Annotated in this window: 16 protein-coding genes; 10 read left to right on the plus strand and 6 right to left on the minus strand. The window is 39.1% G+C overall.

Annotation, left to right across the window (positions count from 1 at the left end; all coding sequences use genetic code 11):
- Nucleotides 1-21: 21 nt before the first annotated feature.
- From B5Y67_RS05145 to B5Y67_RS05155, 3 genes are all read right to left on the minus strand, one after another.
- Nucleotides 22-1,302, minus strand: coding sequence for an alkyl/aryl-sulfatase (locus tag B5Y67_RS05145; protein WP_088225456.1), 1,281 nt, complete (start codon nt 1,300-1,302; stop codon nt 22-24).
- Between the two features lie 340 nt (nt 1,303-1,642).
- Nucleotides 1,643-2,389: a MerR family transcriptional regulator gene (locus B5Y67_RS05150; protein WP_088225457.1), complete on the minus strand. Its 747-nt coding sequence runs from the start codon at nt 2,387-2,389 to the stop codon at nt 1,643-1,645.
- A 276-nt stretch (nt 2,390-2,665) separates the two neighbouring features.
- Nucleotides 2,666-3,205 (minus strand): GNAT family N-acetyltransferase, encoded by a 540-nt coding sequence (locus B5Y67_RS05155; protein ID WP_088225458.1) that lies wholly within the window; start codon nt 3,203-3,205, stop codon nt 2,666-2,668.
- A 371-nt stretch (nt 3,206-3,576) separates the two neighbouring features.
- Between B5Y67_RS05155 and B5Y67_RS05160 the strand changes: the two genes are divergently transcribed.
- The 6 genes from B5Y67_RS05160 (at nt 3,577) to B5Y67_RS05180 (ending at nt 10,323) form a co-directional block, all read left to right on the plus strand.
- Entirely contained in the window at nt 3,577-5,451 is a 1,875-nt protein-coding gene (locus B5Y67_RS05160; protein WP_088225459.1) for a Mur ligase family protein, read from the plus strand.
- A 289-nt stretch (nt 5,452-5,740) separates the two neighbouring features.
- Nucleotides 5,741-6,139: a cytochrome c gene (locus B5Y67_RS05165; RefSeq protein WP_088225460.1), complete on the plus strand. Its 399-nt coding sequence runs from the start codon at nt 5,741-5,743 to the stop codon at nt 6,137-6,139.
- 289 nt (nt 6,140-6,428) lie between these two features.
- Entirely contained in the window at nt 6,429-7,319 is an 891-nt protein-coding gene (locus B5Y67_RS05170) for a polysaccharide deacetylase family protein (RefSeq protein ID WP_088225461.1), read from the plus strand.
- 293 nt (nt 7,320-7,612) lie between these two features.
- A complete protein-coding gene (locus B5Y67_RS26150) occupies nt 7,613-7,738 on the plus strand; it encodes a hypothetical protein (RefSeq protein WP_282432756.1) in 126 nt (41 codons plus the stop codon).
- Nucleotides 7,739-8,086: 348 nt separating this feature from the next.
- Nucleotides 8,087-8,776 carry a response regulator transcription factor gene (locus tag B5Y67_RS05175; protein WP_088225462.1) on the plus strand — a complete coding sequence of 230 codons (690 nt, stop codon included), beginning with the start codon at nt 8,087-8,089 and terminating at the stop codon, nt 8,774-8,776.
- 41 nt (nt 8,777-8,817) lie between these two features.
- Complete coding sequence (locus B5Y67_RS05180; protein WP_088225463.1) at nt 8,818-10,323, plus strand: HAMP domain-containing sensor histidine kinase; 1,506 nt, start codon at nt 8,818-8,820, stop codon at nt 10,321-10,323.
- Nucleotides 10,324-10,426: 103 nt separating this feature from the next.
- Here the strand turns inward: B5Y67_RS05180 and B5Y67_RS05185 are convergent, their stop codons facing one another.
- Nucleotides 10,427-11,068: a hypothetical protein gene (locus B5Y67_RS05185; protein ID WP_088225464.1), complete on the minus strand. Its 642-nt coding sequence runs from the start codon at nt 11,066-11,068 to the stop codon at nt 10,427-10,429.
- 83 nt (nt 11,069-11,151) lie between these two features.
- Nucleotides 11,152-11,454 carry a hypothetical protein gene (locus B5Y67_RS05190; protein ID WP_088225465.1) on the minus strand — a complete coding sequence of 101 codons (303 nt, stop codon included), beginning with the start codon at nt 11,452-11,454 and terminating at the stop codon, nt 11,152-11,154.
- A gap of 237 nt (nt 11,455-11,691) precedes the next feature.
- Between B5Y67_RS05190 and B5Y67_RS05195 the strand changes: the two genes are divergently transcribed.
- From B5Y67_RS05195 to B5Y67_RS05200, 3 genes are all read left to right on the plus strand, one after another.
- Nucleotides 11,692-11,964 carry a hypothetical protein gene (locus B5Y67_RS05195; protein ID WP_088225466.1) on the plus strand — a complete coding sequence of 91 codons (273 nt, stop codon included), beginning with the start codon at nt 11,692-11,694 and terminating at the stop codon, nt 11,962-11,964.
- A gap of 396 nt (nt 11,965-12,360) precedes the next feature.
- Nucleotides 12,361-12,528: a hypothetical protein gene (locus tag B5Y67_RS25190; RefSeq protein WP_170932592.1), complete on the plus strand. Its 168-nt coding sequence runs from the start codon at nt 12,361-12,363 to the stop codon at nt 12,526-12,528.
- A 177-nt stretch (nt 12,529-12,705) separates the two neighbouring features.
- Nucleotides 12,706-13,008 (plus strand): hypothetical protein, encoded by a 303-nt coding sequence (locus B5Y67_RS05200; protein WP_088225467.1) that lies wholly within the window; start codon nt 12,706-12,708, stop codon nt 13,006-13,008.
- A gap of 251 nt (nt 13,009-13,259) precedes the next feature.
- Here the strand turns inward: B5Y67_RS05200 and B5Y67_RS05205 are convergent, their stop codons facing one another.
- Complete coding sequence (locus B5Y67_RS05205; protein ID WP_088225468.1) at nt 13,260-14,462, minus strand: macrolide family glycosyltransferase; 1,203 nt, start codon at nt 14,460-14,462, stop codon at nt 13,260-13,262.
- 152 nt (nt 14,463-14,614) lie between these two features.
- On the opposite strand from B5Y67_RS05205, the gene B5Y67_RS05210 reads away from it, so the two are divergent.
- A complete protein-coding gene (locus tag B5Y67_RS05210) occupies nt 14,615-15,241 on the plus strand; it encodes a TetR/AcrR family transcriptional regulator (RefSeq protein WP_088225518.1) in 627 nt (208 codons plus the stop codon).
- Nucleotides 15,242-15,359: the final 118 nt, after the last annotated feature.

A 15,359-nucleotide genomic window follows, 5' to 3' on the forward strand; every position in this document is an offset into this window, starting at 1 on the left:
AACATCGGGTGTTGAACGCGGCTACAAATCAGCAAGCAGTTCCTTGGCACAGGCAAAATAGTAGTGACGCCCGTTCGCACTTCGTTCTTGTCGGGCAAGACTGATAAGGCCTTGAGCTTTATACTTTAGCGCCAGTTTATTGGTACTATCTGCGGCAATAATAATATCAGCAAGTTCAAGGGCCCATTGGGCCTCTTCGTTGTCTAGGGCTTGACTGATGGCAGATAGGACAGACTCTATGCCCCCCATGAGAGCAATGGTCTTCTCAGCACGAGTTCGAATTGGCAGAGGATTGAGCTTGGTCGGATTACCATCAAACCAACCCACATAACCGGCATATATTCCTCGCACAGACCAAGCAACTGTGCCATAAAATTCACCAAGATAAGGAAGGTTGGCCCACTTTTCAGGCAGTTTGACGGCCTCTGCTACCTCATCCATAGTCATACCTTGATTCATTCCTTTAAGAGTTTCTGTAAGAACATAATCAATAGCATCACGAAAGTTAGTTAAAGTATCTGTAACAGCGCTTGCGCCGATGATTGGGCGTGTGTGACCAGGCAAAAGATAATTAGCCTGATAAGCAATCAGCTTATCCAAAGTGTCTACCCAGGTACTGATATCTCGATACTGACTGCCTCGAATGGGATACAGATTGGGCCAGCAACCATAGTAATTGTCACCACAGCAAAGTACTTTTTGTGCCGGCAGCCAGATGAGTATCTGGTCATCAGATTCCCCTGGGGCTGCAGCAAGTTCAAAAGTGATTCCATCAATATCCCGTACGATCTTTTCCTCGCTATAAACAGTAGTTGGTGGCAAGAAAGCCCTTCGGCCCTTACCTTGAACAATACCTTCGCGAACGCCGATTCCTTCAGAAATGGCTTCTTCATCGCTGAGTTCATAGCCAAATTGTCTGATGCCGCGCTGATTGAGCACGTCCTGCAGGGCATCCATTCGCCCAAGAACCGGCTTAGAAGGTGCAAAGGCGATAATCTCCGGGTTGGAGTCTCTAAAAACACCGGCACCTCCAAGATGATCCGGATGGCCATGAGTGTAGATGATCGTCTTAACCGGCTTTTCAGTATGCTCGGCAATAAGGGCTTTAAGAGCTTCAGCGCGATAGTCGCAGTCAAGAGTATCAATTAGAATGACTGTGTTTTTTCCTATAATAAAACTGGCATTGCTGATGCCATAACCCATAACATGATAGACAACGTCGGGTATTATTTCTGTGACTTGGCAAGGATAGGCCGTTGCTGAAAATTCTTTTAATAATTGTTCACCGTCTGGTAGTAACATTACTAACACCTCTCATATTATCGATTTAGGACTGATATAGTTTAACACGTGAATGGCTGTAATGCGACCTGAACTTATTAATTAAGATGCCTTTCGTTCTATCGAATCGCTTCGCATGCACTTCATTTGCTTCTCAGCAAATTTTTTCATGCTCGCCCCTTGTCCTTACAGCCCTTATATCCAATGCTAACCCAAACTGTTCCTTTAACCAGCAGTAAGCTGTAGTAAGTGAACTCGTTCAGCTAAAGCTGAACATCGGGGCTTACAATTGGATAAAAAAAGATAAGAGCACATGGAGTCATGCTCTTACCTTTTGATAAAGATTTAGATGCGTCCTTTACTAATTAGAAGCCGCATATAGTTCAGCAGCTATACAAAGGTAATAGGAAAGCCCAATTTGCTCATTTTCAAGCATATTTCTATGAAAATCATCTTCCACAAAGAACTTTGCTTGAGCCGCAAAAGACTGCGCATTGATATTGTGGCTATGATTTTTTAAACATAGAATATGATTCTCCAACATCTGTTGTATCCTCTCATCATCTGCTTTCCAGCCGTTCTTTAGTGCATTGGAAATACCGCATATAAATTGTTTAGCTTCCGTTGCTTGTTCATTTAAGTTATCCACTTGGTGTTCCTTTACTTTTGGCATTGTATACCCATATTTTTCTTTAAGGTATTTCCCTTGCTCCGAAAGCGCATTTTCCCATTCCTCTTTGTTAAAACCGTTAAACATTTTTGATTTATCCATGACTTCTCCTTTCTTGGCGTGGACGATCGAGTCTTCAATTGTCTTTACTAAACGTTCCAATCTCTGCTTGCGCGCCATAAGCAGTTCGTGTTGGTTAGTCAAGCATTCTAAACGACTCGGCTCGTCCTTAAGTGCTTTTTTGATATCTTCGAGTGAAAAATCAAGCTCACGGTAAAACAAGATTTGCTGTAATTGTTCAAGTTCTGTTGACCCATAAAGACGGTAGCCGGCATTAGTTATTTTGCAAGGCTTTAGTAAGCCAATTTTATGATAGTGGTGGAGCGTTTTTATCGTTACTCCTGCAAATTTCGCTACTTCTTTAACCGTGTACTGCAAAATTTTTCACCTCGCGAATAATCGTAAGCCCTCCTCCAAGGTAAGAGTCAAGGTTTATAGTGAGTGAACTCGTTCAGCCAAAGCTGAACATCGGGGCTTTAGATACAATAATGTCCAGTGGACATTATTGCCGAGCCGCCTTTCCCAATAGGAATACTTAGCGGCGAAGGAGGACTCTACCCCACCTGAAGTTAACGAAGGACCCACCCCCACTTAAGAAGCGGGGGTCTTAAAAACTGGATAAAAATATTATTGCTGGATCGCAATAGAGAGTAATTAAGGTTTTACTCTACAAAGCCAGATCATGTGATCGTAATTTGATCCCCAATAATCTTTTACTACTTTATGGGGTTCTCCAAATTTCCTTAGCCATCGTTTCTGAGCATTTTTATAGCCACTGTCTAAACAAAACCATTCAATACCTTGTTTCGACAGGTGTTTTAGCATAGTATTAATCAATTCTGAGCCTACGCCTTGACCTTGGTAAGGTGGCAAAATGAATAAACTTCCTAATTCACCAATATTGTTGAGCTGGTTTTCGGTACACTTTTTGATATCTTCACCACATAAACCAAAGGAAATCGTGCCAATAACAGTTTCATTTAGTTTAGCGATCATGAAACACAAGGGGTAATTAGATTTATCCAGTGAAGACTTAAGCAATTGTTTCTTATGGGCAATTTCTCTGAGAATATCCTCTTGGCGGTGCCCAAGTCCCTCATTGTTAAACGCATCAGGAATTGTTGTCTCAAAAACAAGTGATGCCCCTCTTATCTCGGATTGTGTAAGATTACTTATCACTAATCCATTTATCATCAACAAACACCCTCTTACAAAATAATCAAACTAATGGTTGTCTTCAAATTTAAGACCTCGTATGAACCATGCCTCAACCTCTCTGCCAAACTATACAATAAAATACCAACTCGCTACAAGGCTAAAATGCAAAACCCTTTTTACTCAGCATCAAGTGAGTTACTTAATCGAACAACTCACAGAAAAGCCGGAGTAGCCGGACTAACATAATCCAGCTCAATAATATATTCATTTGGATTGTACATAAAATAATAAGCAGAACATACCAGTGTACATCTTTTGTTCTTGGAGATATTAATTTCCAGACACAAATATTCTTTTTAAATTCCAGAATTCTTTACATAATAATTTCAAAACGGAGGGAAAACAATTTGAAAATCATTGGTTCTCAAGTTTTTCAAGGCAAAAATATTTACTCTCATAAAAAATGTATCCGATTAGACTTGGATTTGGAAGGATACAGTGAAATCCCTACGAAAGATATCAAAGATTTTAACAAGACTTTAAAACATATACTTCCGGAGCTTTCGAAACACCGATGTGGGATTGATGAAGATCAAGGTTTTTATAAGCGGCTTGAAGAAGGAACGTACTTAGCCCACGTATCGGAACATATAATCATAGCCCTCCACAATATGCTTGGTTTAGATGTTAACTATGGGAAAGCCCGGGAGTTATCAGGAGATAACTATTATGTTATTTATCAATATGAATATGCCAAAACAGGTTTAGAAGCTGGAAGATTGGCCATTGACCTTATAAATTCCTTAATTGCCGGACAATCTCTTAACATCGATTTGCGGTTTAATCTCTTAAAACAACTCTTAAGAGCGGAACAGTTAGGGGTAAGTACATTAGCCATTTGCGAGGAAGCAAAAAAACGTGGTATTCCCATCTTAAGATTAAGCGAAGATCATATTGTGCAATTAGGTTATGGAAAGTACGCAAAACGAATTCGAGAAACGTTAAATTATGCTACACAGGAAATTGCAGCAACATATCGTGGAACCAAACGGAATGTGGCTGCACATATGGCCGACCAACTATTCAATGACGGGCAGACCTCTATTCCCTTAGTTGCTATAACTGGCACCAATGGTAAAACGACCACCACAAGACTTATAGCACATATACTTTCAATTGCTGGTTATACGGTTGGGATGACAACTAGCGATGGAATATATATTAATAATAGATGCATTTCTAAAGGTGATACAACAGGCCCCCTAAGCGCACTTGCCATTCTGAAGAATAAAGATATTGAGGCAGCGGTTTTAGAAACGGCTCGCGGAGGAATTATTCGGGAGGGCTTAGCATATGACCTCGCCGACGTTGGAGTTATTACAAATATAACCGAGGATCATCTTGGGATAGATGAAGTTCACACGTTAGACGATTTGGCAAAAGTTAAAGCTTTGGTGGGCGAAGCCGTGAAGGAAGATGGCTTTACCGTGATTAATGGGGATGACAAAATGAGTTTGACTATTATGACGCGATTCAAGAGTCAACTAATTATTTTTTCTCTTCATAAGGATAACAAAGCACTTCAGGCAAATTTGAAAAATGGTGGCTATGGTATATATAGAGATCAAGATAAACTTGTAGTCCAAAAGGGATCTTCTTCCGATGTACTCATGGACATCAAAGATATTGGCATAAGTATGAATGGTATTCTAATCTATAATGTTCAAAACGCCATGGCTTCCTGTGCAGCCGCCATAGGACTTGGCATCGATTTAACTACAATTAAACTGGGGCTATCCTCTTTTAACCATGAGCAAAATCCTGGCCGATTTAATATGTATTCAGTTAATAATAAACGAGTGATCTTAGATTATGGCCATAATAAAGACGGATATTCTTCCGTATTAGAGGGACTGAAACATATGGAGTATAAACATCTCTTTGGAGTAATCGGAGTACCGGGAGATAGAATCGATAAAGACATAATTGATGTGGGTAAGTGTGCTGGTGAAAACTTCGATTATATTATTATTAAAGAAGATATAGAAAAACGAGGAAGGATAAGAGGCGAAGTTGCTGATCTTCTGGAAAGAGGAGTTCTAGCAGCCAAGTTCCCTAAACAGAATGTCCTGAAAATCTTGGAGGAAACGGAAGCCTTTAAAGCGGCTTTAGAACAAGCCGAGCCTGAAGATATTGTCATTATCTTCTTCGAAAAATCGGAGCCGCTAATAGACATTATAGAAAGTATGCCAGCTAAAATTGAAGCCTTATCTGCTAAATAGAATTAAATAACGGTTATTCAATGAAGAATTTGGGGGATAGTTATTCACAAGAAGACCTTGTAAAAGTCCAAAAAGCAGAATAAGAGATTAACCAAGGAACTGATAGTTCTAAAATATTAATTGCTTATGATAAAAAGAATAATGGTTTATGATTCCTAAAATAGAGAAATATAGGGCTGCAAATTAGCGGCCCCTTTTTGTTTCCCACTAATAAGTCATAACTCCAAAGAATAATAAGTAACCAATATGTACATTTTAACTACAGAATAGATAGGGAGGAAAATTACATATGCATCAGCGAAAATCAATTTCAATAATTTCTTTTCTTATTGTCCTACTCTTAGTAGGATGCAGTAAACAACCTGCACCTGCACCTACAAATCCGCCCTCTCCTCAAACTGGGCAATCAACAAAATCGCCTACGGCTAACATCTCTTCTGGGGCATCAAACGCTGTAACCCAAGTAAGTGGCGCAGCTTTATACACGACAAATTGTGCTGGATGTCACGGTGCTACTGGCGCCGGCACGAGTGGCCCTGCTATTAATACGGACGAGTGGAAGAATAATTCTGCAAAGGTTCAAGGTATTATAAAAAAAGGACAGGGCACCATGCCTTCTTTCTCTGGAAAACTCAATGACACACAAATCAAGGCAATTGGAGATTTCGTTGCATCGTTGAAAAAATAGACTATTTTACATAAAAAATATCGTTTGAACAAAGAAACCCTTATTCCATATTTAAAACTTCAAATACCCTAGCACAGTCTAAGGGTATTTGAAGTTTTTTATACATAATTATATTTTTTGCTATTTCGCAGATTTTTGACGTCTATGAGTTTTACTTTAGAATATATATTTATCTTAGCCTTTTATTTAATAGGTCAATATTTCAAATATAATTTCTTTCTTTTTACATAAAGTTTTGAAAAGTCTCATCTTATAAATCAAACACTACTGAGCAGAAGGGTACTATAAAATGAAACAAAACTGCAAACTGATTTTTGGTAGAGCTATCATTCTAGCCCTAGTATTAATTTTGAGTAGTGTAACTGTAAGATTGCTTATACCATCTGATTTTAAATCCGGCAATACTTACATAACTAAATCTAACAATTTAACTAAATTAACCAAATCTAGGCTGTCATTGCCGCCTCCAGGTTCTAATTCTCCAGTCCCATACCAAAACCAAAACAAATCAAAACTGGTTGCCTTCCCCAAAGAAGGTATACCTGTGCTTATGTATCATTCCATTAAAACGCTTCCAGGCAACTCACTTGGCGTCCCAGTAAAACAGTTTACTGAGGAAATGTCATGGCTTCACCGACAAGGCTATAATTCGATATCCCCAAAGGATTTATATGATGCCTTAATAGACGGAAAACCTGTTCCCGAAAAACCAATTTTGCTAACATTTGATGACGGATATAGCGACAATTATAACTCCGCTTGGCCAATACTTTGTCAAAATGATTTCAAGGCTACTTTCTTTATAATTACAGATTTTGTGGGTTCAGGAATGATGAAATGGGACCAACTTAATGATCTCATTAAACAGGGAAATACAGTAGAAAGTCATACTGCACATCATCTTGACCTTTCCACGCTTAGTGATAATCAACAAGAACTTGAACTAAATGTTTCAAAGCGGGAACTTGAAAGTCATCTTGGGATCAATGTACAATCTCTATGTTTTCCTTCAGGAAAATATAATAAAACAACCCTGGCATTGATGCCAAAGGTGGGATATAAACTAGGGTTTACCACGAAACCCGGCAAAGTGCATTTAGGTGATAACATATTGACATTGAAGCGCGAGCGAATTTATGGAGGTATGTCTCTGGCACTATTTCAAAGACTTTTCCCGTAAGCTAAGTTTTCATTAATTCTCACTGAATACAACCACGCTTAAAACATTCGCGTTAAAATACGCCAATGGCCTCTATTCTAGTGGATCCCGATCTTCAAGATGGTATGCATAACAATGACATTACATATCTTGTCATCTTTGGGATTATAATTATTACTATGAAATTATAAATTGGTAACCTTATAAACTGAAGGGATTAATTAACTAAATGGATAATCCCCTCGCCCTCTTGTCTATGTAATAACTGGATTTATGTAGAAAATAGTCTCTGAAAATTTTTGGGGGTGATTCTTTTGGAAAAAAAAGATATTTGCAAAATCGAAGACGATATCAAGATAGTTACTGAATTATGTCAGCTTAAAGATTTAGATTATGAGATCAAAATCGTTAACCAATTAGATCAATTTAAAGATGAGTGAACTCGTTCAGCTAAAGCTGAACATCGTTGCTTTGGCGGGGACTCTAACTCCCACCGAAACAAGGCATGGGAACCACTCCCACTTGGAGAAGTGGGGATAAATTACATCCTTTTAGTTATTGAAAAGATCTGATTAATCTCTCATCGTCTGAACGGTGAGGGATTTTCTTTTAACAAAATAGCCCAAATATAGTTTTATAATAAATTTACTACATGGTCTTACTTCTCAGCTAATTTTAAGCAATTGATATTATAATCCTTTCTGTGTTATGGTCAGCGTACAAACGTAAGTGCACACAAAATTGTGCATTAATTGACCTAAACTAAAATCCTAAAAGGATGTGAATAAATGACTTTCTTTGCATTTCGTATTTTAGTAGTCGATGATGAGCCTTCGATTCGACAAATGTTAGATTTAGGTTTACGAAAAGCGGGTTACCTTGTAAAAACTGCTGCTAATGGGCAAATCGCTTTAGAACTAATTCCTGCATTTGACCCACATCTAATTATTTTGGATCTAATGATGCCTGTCATGGATGGAAATGATTTTTGTCAGACTGTTCCGGAAATTAGTCAAGCTCCAATGATTATGCTGACAGCCAAAAATTCTGCTACGGATATTGTTGTTGGTTTGAGGCAAGGAGCCAATGATTACCTGACCAAACCTTTTCATTTTGAGGAACTATTAGCTAGAATTGAAGTTCAGTTACGAAACCGCTACCCAGAGTTGACTGGAAAACATAGTATAGGTGCTTTTTGCTTGGATGAAGCACACCATTCCATTACATTTAACAATTGCCAGCTCTCCCTTTCCCCTACTGAATATAAACTTTTATCCTATTTGCTTTGGAACCCAGGTCAAATACTTGGCAAAAGCTCCATTCTAAGACACGTTTGGGGATACGACTTTGACGGTGAAGATAATATTGTCGAAGTATATATCCGTTACCTTCGTGACAAACTTGGCGACAAGGAACACAAATTAATTCAAACTGTGCGTGGTGTTGGCTATCGCCTGGTTCCTCCGCTGAAGAATTGAAATTTGTAAGATAAGCTTCTCAAAGGAGGGAAGGTGTTAGAATGCTGGATGAAGGTAATAAAGAAGATTGGAAAAATTCCCTGACTACTAAACTATTAGTGAGATTTTGGTTGAGCCTTTTACTGGTATCGCTGACTATGGGAGTGATTCAGTATCAGGCATTAAATTCGTTTTTGATGAAAGGAGAAACCCAGGATCTACAAACTCAGATAGGTTCATTTGGGGTTAATCAACTAAAGTTATGGCTGGATCATGAACAGCAATTTCCCAAGGCTTGGCAGAGTCTCAGCCCTGGTGTTGTCGTCGGTTTCTTTTCACCCGATAAAAAGCTTGAGGGTATACTCAGCCGCCAGGAAGTTAAGGCAAAAAATCCTTACGTTTTGGAAAAATCTTTTTTTCAAAGACAAATTACAAAAGATAAGCTTCGAACAAATGTTATTTTAACGTCCCCAAAGGGCATCCGCTACAGGGTTATTTCCGGGCCGATCTACCTAAATCAAGAAACTGGAGCCAGTGTAACAGGACAAATGTCAAAATCAGCGTCAAACAATACATTAATCGGTTATGCAACTCTAGCTGCCCCTCTAACACAGATCAACAATATACTCTACCACCAACTTCAGGTTTTCCTGATCAGCACACTGTTTATTCTTGTGTTTGGCGGACTTCTGACGTTGTATATTCTGAAAAAACCTCTCTTACCCTTATCACGCATGTCCGAGATCTCAGGAAAGATAGCCGCCGGCAATTACGCCTTAAGAATACCCGAGGAACCAGCAGCATCGGAAATTGTACATTTAAGATCTGTTTTAAATCAAATGCTCGATACGCTTAATCGATCTATAGTGACAGAAACAGAAGCCAAAGAACAAATGGCAAGGTTTATTGGTGATGCTTCCCATGAATTAAGAACACCTTTGACGTCTATTCGGGGATTTCTGGAAATCTTATTGTGCGACCCGGAAACAGACTCGGAAACTTTAGCTGCGGCCCATAAATCAATGCTCACTGAAACTGAGAGATTAATCCACCTCACCGAGGATTTATTGACTCTCAACCGTTTAGCAAAACAAATTGCTCATGATCCGCTAGTTAACCCGGAAACAATTGTTCAAGATGTTCTTCCAGAGGTTTTGCCCCTATTGAATTCATTATTAGGATACCGGACCTTAGATATCCAATGTGACGAGATAACCCTGCCGGTTGAACCAGGAGAACTTAAGCAAATTCTCTATAACCTAGTTCATAATGCTATTCAACACACTTCTGTCAATGGAAAGATTACGATAAAAACTGAAACGAATGGCAAGGTAAGCTATCTTTATGTCTCAGATAACGGAGAAGGAATTGCCCCTCAGGATCTTCCCTATATATTTGAGCGCTTTTATCGGAGCAGCCGATCAAGGGAAAGGAGGTCCGGTAGTGGTGCAGGATTAGGATTGGCTATCGTTCATGAATTCATAAATTTACGAGGCGGGAAAATCGATGTTGAAAGTACGCTGGGGAAAGGTACGACCTTTATAATTCATTTCCCCAAAGAGTCTTAAAAGATTTTTAGTGTTTAATAAATACAATCTTATTTGAGCTGAAGCCTTAGATAACGTTTAGAACAAAGAAGAACCGTACTCAAGTGTACGGCTCTTAAAAACATTAAGTCGCAGAAGATGTTGAAGATGAATTTGAAGCAGGAGTTGTCGTTGAAGTCGAAGTGTTCAAATCTCCATTTATTTTCTGAAGATCTGCTAAAATCTTTTGATAAACATTGATTCTATTTTGAATATCTGTTTGAATCTTGCTTAAGTCTGAAGTAACTGCCGAGGAGTTATTAGCTTTGTTATCAGTGCTAAGTTGTGTCCAATCCGCTTTAGCAGTTTGAGCAGCTTCCTGTGCATTGGCTATATCATCCTGCATAGGAATCATGTCATTAAGGGCAGCTAATAAAGCACTATAGTTCTTACCTTGACGATCTGTTTTGACTTGCGCATGGATTGTCTGTCTCAAAGTTTTAATTTGATCAAGCAGTTGTTTATCTTGAGCCTGAAGTTGGCGGATAGGAGCCAAATTTTGCTGAAATTGCTCTGCATTTTGTAGATGCAAAATTTCATTTTGAAGCTTCTGTTTTCTGGCAGCTGCTTTGTCAGCAGAGGTCATAGGAGTTTCTGTTGAGGAATTTTGACTTTGAGAAGTTGTAGGCACAGAGGATTGGGTAGTATCAGCAAGGACAGGAAGAGAAAAGCTAAAGATTGAAGATGCTATTAAAGAACAAGCTAACAATTTACTTGATTTTCGCATAGGTAAGTCGATTCTCCTTTATTGAATACTTTTTAATTATTTAATATCGTTGATTCTTAGTTCGTACCTTTTACTTACTAATATTACAATTTACCTAGACTTCTATCGAGAACGTTGAGAGATTTATCCAGGTTTTTGAGATTCTCATTAATTTGAGCATTAACTTCTTGCTGTCCCTTAGCCGCTTTTATGTTGATGGATTTAACCTGTTGTTGACTCGTCATTAGGTTAGGAGAAGATGCTTCTTGATTATTAGCTGTTGAAGTCGCATTTGAAGTTCCCATAGCGGAACTTGCAGAAGTCTGAGTACCACATCCAGTGAGTACTAATAATGAAGAAAAAATAACCAGCGAAGCAGAAATTGCTTTTAGACGGAATCGTTTCATCAATGCGCCTCCTTTCTTGTCAAATATTTCGTTTTTTTACATTGCTTATTCTAAAGAATGAAACTGAGAATTTGCTGAGAAATTCTAAAATTAAATACCAGACCTTATCGTCTGGCCAGCGATGACATCAACTATGCTGGTGGTTATTTATGAGATTGGCACAATAATTTAATTAAACTCCATTTTGCTATTTCCAGAATAGAATAGTATGTAATTATCCATGAATGGAGGATGGACATGATAGACTTCTATGCTCTTGATAAACCTTGCCCCAAATGTTCTGGACTCGGCAGGATAGAAAATCCTCAATGGCTACAATTTTGGACGAAAATGGAACCATTTCGAACCTCGATAGACCAACAAAATACTCTGAAAATGATAACCTCGGCAGAACCAACGGAACCCATGTTCTTTGTCTGTAAAGAATGTCATGGCAAGGGAAAAATACTTACAACCGAGGGGAAGAAACTTATCGAGTTCATTAGATTTTGGTTGAATCCGAATTATTAGATATACATTCTTGGACATTTGTAATTCATAGCTATTCACTCTTTTCCCGGAAGCACATCCGATATTTTCACAGAAACAGTATACCAAGAGATTATTATAATTATTAAAGGGTGGCGGCTTAAGCCGCTATTCTTTATAGTTGTATCGGAAAAATTGAGCAACGAAGACAGATTTAATATTCCCATAAATGCAAATTACCATAATGTACCAATATACTATACGATGCATATTATATAGTAACTTTTAACAAAGGAGGAAATGAAAATGGCATTTGGCGCTGTTGATGGAGTTTGTACCCCTAATTTTATGCCCGGTATCGCGATCGTTGTCGTAATTATTCTTTTGCTTATTGCAATGGGTATTGTATTCTAAATTTTATTTGAAAGGAGAAATTATATGTACGGATTTGGACATTTCCCTAACATTTCACCCGTTGGCGCTCCTCCACACATCGGACCTATCACAACCTGTCGCCCATTCTGTCCCCCTGTAACAGGATGCGTTGGCGTAGGAATTATTGCTATTGCCATATTAATTCTTATCGCTTTAGGCGTTATTTTCTAAATTAAACGGCTACCATCCTTCAAGATGGTAGCCGTTTCTACTTAAGCAGAAGAAAAATGTTTTGGCAGCCAATTTCTGGTTCAAAAGCATCGGTCAACTTTCGAAGACAATATAAATTGAATAATATGGAATTGCAGGAAATAATCATCCACTAAATAATTAATAGAGGTGAGAGAATTGGTTTATCCCCGAACAAATGTGGTTCCTATATACGGTCATTATCCGCATCAGGTACGCTGGTATCCGGTGAACTATACAGGCGGCTATGAACCAGCTTGGTGGGAACGTTACGAAGAACAGTTTGAACCACGCTGGATTAAAGAAATGGAAAAACGTATGGGTTTTATGCCAGGCAGAGAACCTATTTGGTGGGAACTTTTTGAAGAACAATTTGAACCCGCTTGGCTTCAACGTTTAGAACGGCGAATGGGTATCCCTCAGCCATTTGACCCGCGTTATGACAATCCTTACAAAAGATAGTAATTCAAGTGGTTTTTTGTGTTCAGGGCCAATAAAAAGGTCCTTTTTTCATCGGGTTTTTAGGACCCCCACTTCTATAAGTGGGGGTCCTTCGTTAACTTCAGGTGGGGTAGAGTCCGCCTTCGCCGCTAAATATTCCTATCGGGAAAGGCGGCTCGGCAATAATGTCCACTGGACATTATTGTATCTGAAGCCCCGATGTTCAGCTTAAGCTGAACGAGTTCACTGATATCCTTATAACGCGATCTGCTCTATCCCTTGATGCCGAGACTTCGTTTATACGCGAAGATTTCCTCGACGGCTCGATGATATCCTCCTGCAGCTCGAAAGGAATCTCCGATTTCTTCGCACGACTTTCGGAATGACGCATCCTTGAGCACACGTTCCGCCGTCTCTAGAAGGTCTTCCTCCGTTAGTCCTTCTTGCTTCAGTTGAATGCCGGCGCCAATCTCGGCCACACGTCTTGCAACAATGGGCTGATCTGCACTTTGCGGAAGTACAATCAGTGGAACGCCATAATAAAGCCCTTCACTGGTACTATTCATACCACCGTGTGTGATAAATAATCCAGCGTGATGCAGTACTTCGAGCTGAGGCACGTGATTCCGAACTATAAAATTCTCGGGAATGTCTCCCAGTTCCGCAATCCTGGTTTGCCTTCCGACAGATAACATGACTGTGTACTTCGTGTTTGCAAACGCCTTAAAGCATAGCTTATAAAAATCAGCGGCTTGATTGAACACGGTACCAAGCGAGATGTAAATCAAGTTATCTATATCTATTTGAGACCAGTTAAATTCGTCGTTTAAAGGAGGAACTACGGACGGTCCTACAAATTTGTACGATTCATCGAAGCTTTCTCCGCCTGGTTGAAAGTGCCTCGATGTATAGCTGATTGTCAATGGTGCCGGATTGCAGAAAACCTCATAGGTAGAGCCAATTTGCACATTGTATTTCTCTTGCATACGGCTAACCAACTGTTGAAACTCCTGTTTTGCAAATTCATTCAGTTCTGCGGGAAATTGGAGTAAGCGTTGGTCTTGTCTATTGTCAAAGCTATTTTTTTTGATTGCAAAACTCGCACACGAGTTGATAGCAGGCAGACCCAGTATTTGAGCAAGCAGATACCCAGAGCCGAACATAGAGTCATGAATGATATAATCAAATCGTTCTCCTTTGGTTTGCCGCAAAACGCTGGGAATGACCACGTCGGAGGTACGCAAAAGTCCACTTGCGCGAGTCCAAGGATTGTCTCCTCCGCCGAGGAATAGTTTCAAAAATTTAGCAGCATCATAGGTGATCACCCTTGCGCCTATCTGTTCGATTCGATCGCGAAATTGCTCTGTCACCACGTAAACCACGTCTTCACGACGACGAATAAGTTCTTGTACTATACCGAGTGTTGGGTTGATATGTCCCTCTGCACCTGCATTGATTATAAGAACGCGTGCCATAATTATCACCTTCCCCAAAATTAATGCGAGCAATTGCTCACATTATATTCGCGAAAACGTAATCCGTCAATAATAATATGAGCTATTACTCATATTATTATTGACTCAATGGTTCAAGGATAATAAAATTATCATGGAAGGTGTTAATGAAAATGGATGAAGTTAGTAGGATCAATAAGCAAGTACGTAAACCTAAGCAATCAAGAAGCATAAAGACCAAAGAAAAAATCCTCGAAGTTGCTTTTACTTTATTTTGTAAGAAAGGCTATTACAATACAACGACCAATGAAATTGCCAAGCAAACCGATGTATCTATTGGGAGTCTCTATTCCTATTTCAAGGACAAAGACTCTATTTTGCTAGAGATACTTGAGCTTTACAATCAACAATTTATCACGGCTAAAGAAGAAGTATTGGCTCAAGCAGATATTTTTGAAGAGGATAAGAAGGCATGGCTTCGCCTCTTGATTAACGCATTTATAAAAGCTCACGAAGCTTCAAAAGAGTTAATTAGGGAATTAAATGTTTTGTATTATGTTAACCCGCAGGTAGCATCCATACTGGATAAACAAAGAGAAGAATCACGCCTAGCTATCCTCGATTATATTTCTTTGCATAAAGACGATGTTCAAGTTGAAGATATCGAGGCAGCCACTACTCTGGCATTTGATTTTGCCTCAGTAATAGTAGACCGGGTGGTTTTTGGCCCAAACAATATTGATAAAGAACGAATTATTAAAAACGGGATAGACGCTATTTATAAATTTTTGTTCGACTAAAAGTAAAACCAGAGCATTTTGCTCTGCTCTGGTTTACGTTTTCCCGCTTTTAAACCTTCCCCAACGATTCATATCATATTATCTTAAGCCAATTTGTACCTCTTCCGATGCGAAAGAA

This window comes from Desulfosporosinus sp. FKB (genome assembly GCF_002196705.1).
Classification (GTDB): Bacteria; Bacillota; Desulfitobacteriia; order Desulfitobacteriales; family Desulfitobacteriaceae; genus Desulfosporosinus.

Bases quoted from the DNA above. Each gene is read 5' to 3' on its own strand.
- B5Y67_RS05190 (WP_088225465.1), bottom strand. From the start codon at position 11,454: ATGAAACGATTCCGTCTAAAAGCAATTTCTGCTTCGCTGGTTATTTTT.
- B5Y67_RS05155 (WP_088225458.1), bottom strand. From the start codon at position 3,205: ATGATAAATGGATTAGTGATAAGTAATCTTACACAATCCGAGATAAGA.
- B5Y67_RS05180 (WP_088225463.1), top strand. From the start codon at position 8,818: ATGCTGGATGAAGGTAATAAAGAAGATTGGAAAAATTCCCTGACTACT.
- B5Y67_RS05170 (WP_088225461.1), top strand. From the start codon at position 6,429: ATGAAACAAAACTGCAAACTGATTTTTGGTAGAGCTATCATTCTAGCC.
- B5Y67_RS05195 (WP_088225466.1), top strand. From the start codon at position 11,692: ATGATAGACTTCTATGCTCTTGATAAACCTTGCCCCAAATGTTCTGGA.
- B5Y67_RS05205 (WP_088225468.1), bottom strand. From the start codon at position 14,462: ATGGCACGCGTTCTTATAATCAATGCAGGTGCAGAGGGACATATCAAC.
- B5Y67_RS05165 (WP_088225460.1), top strand. From the start codon at position 5,741: ATGCATCAGCGAAAATCAATTTCAATAATTTCTTTTCTTATTGTCCTA.
- B5Y67_RS05175 (WP_088225462.1), top strand. From the start codon at position 8,087: ATGACTTTCTTTGCATTTCGTATTTTAGTAGTCGATGATGAGCCTTCG.
- B5Y67_RS05145 (WP_088225456.1), bottom strand. From the start codon at position 1,302: ATGTTACTACCAGACGGTGAACAATTATTAAAAGAATTTTCAGCAACG.
- B5Y67_RS25190 (WP_170932592.1), top strand. From the start codon at position 12,361: ATGTACGGATTTGGACATTTCCCTAACATTTCACCCGTTGGCGCTCCT.
- B5Y67_RS05210 (WP_088225518.1), top strand. From the start codon at position 14,615: ATGGATGAAGTTAGTAGGATCAATAAGCAAGTACGTAAACCTAAGCAA.
- B5Y67_RS05185 (WP_088225464.1), bottom strand. From the start codon at position 11,068: ATGCGAAAATCAAGTAAATTGTTAGCTTGTTCTTTAATAGCATCTTCA.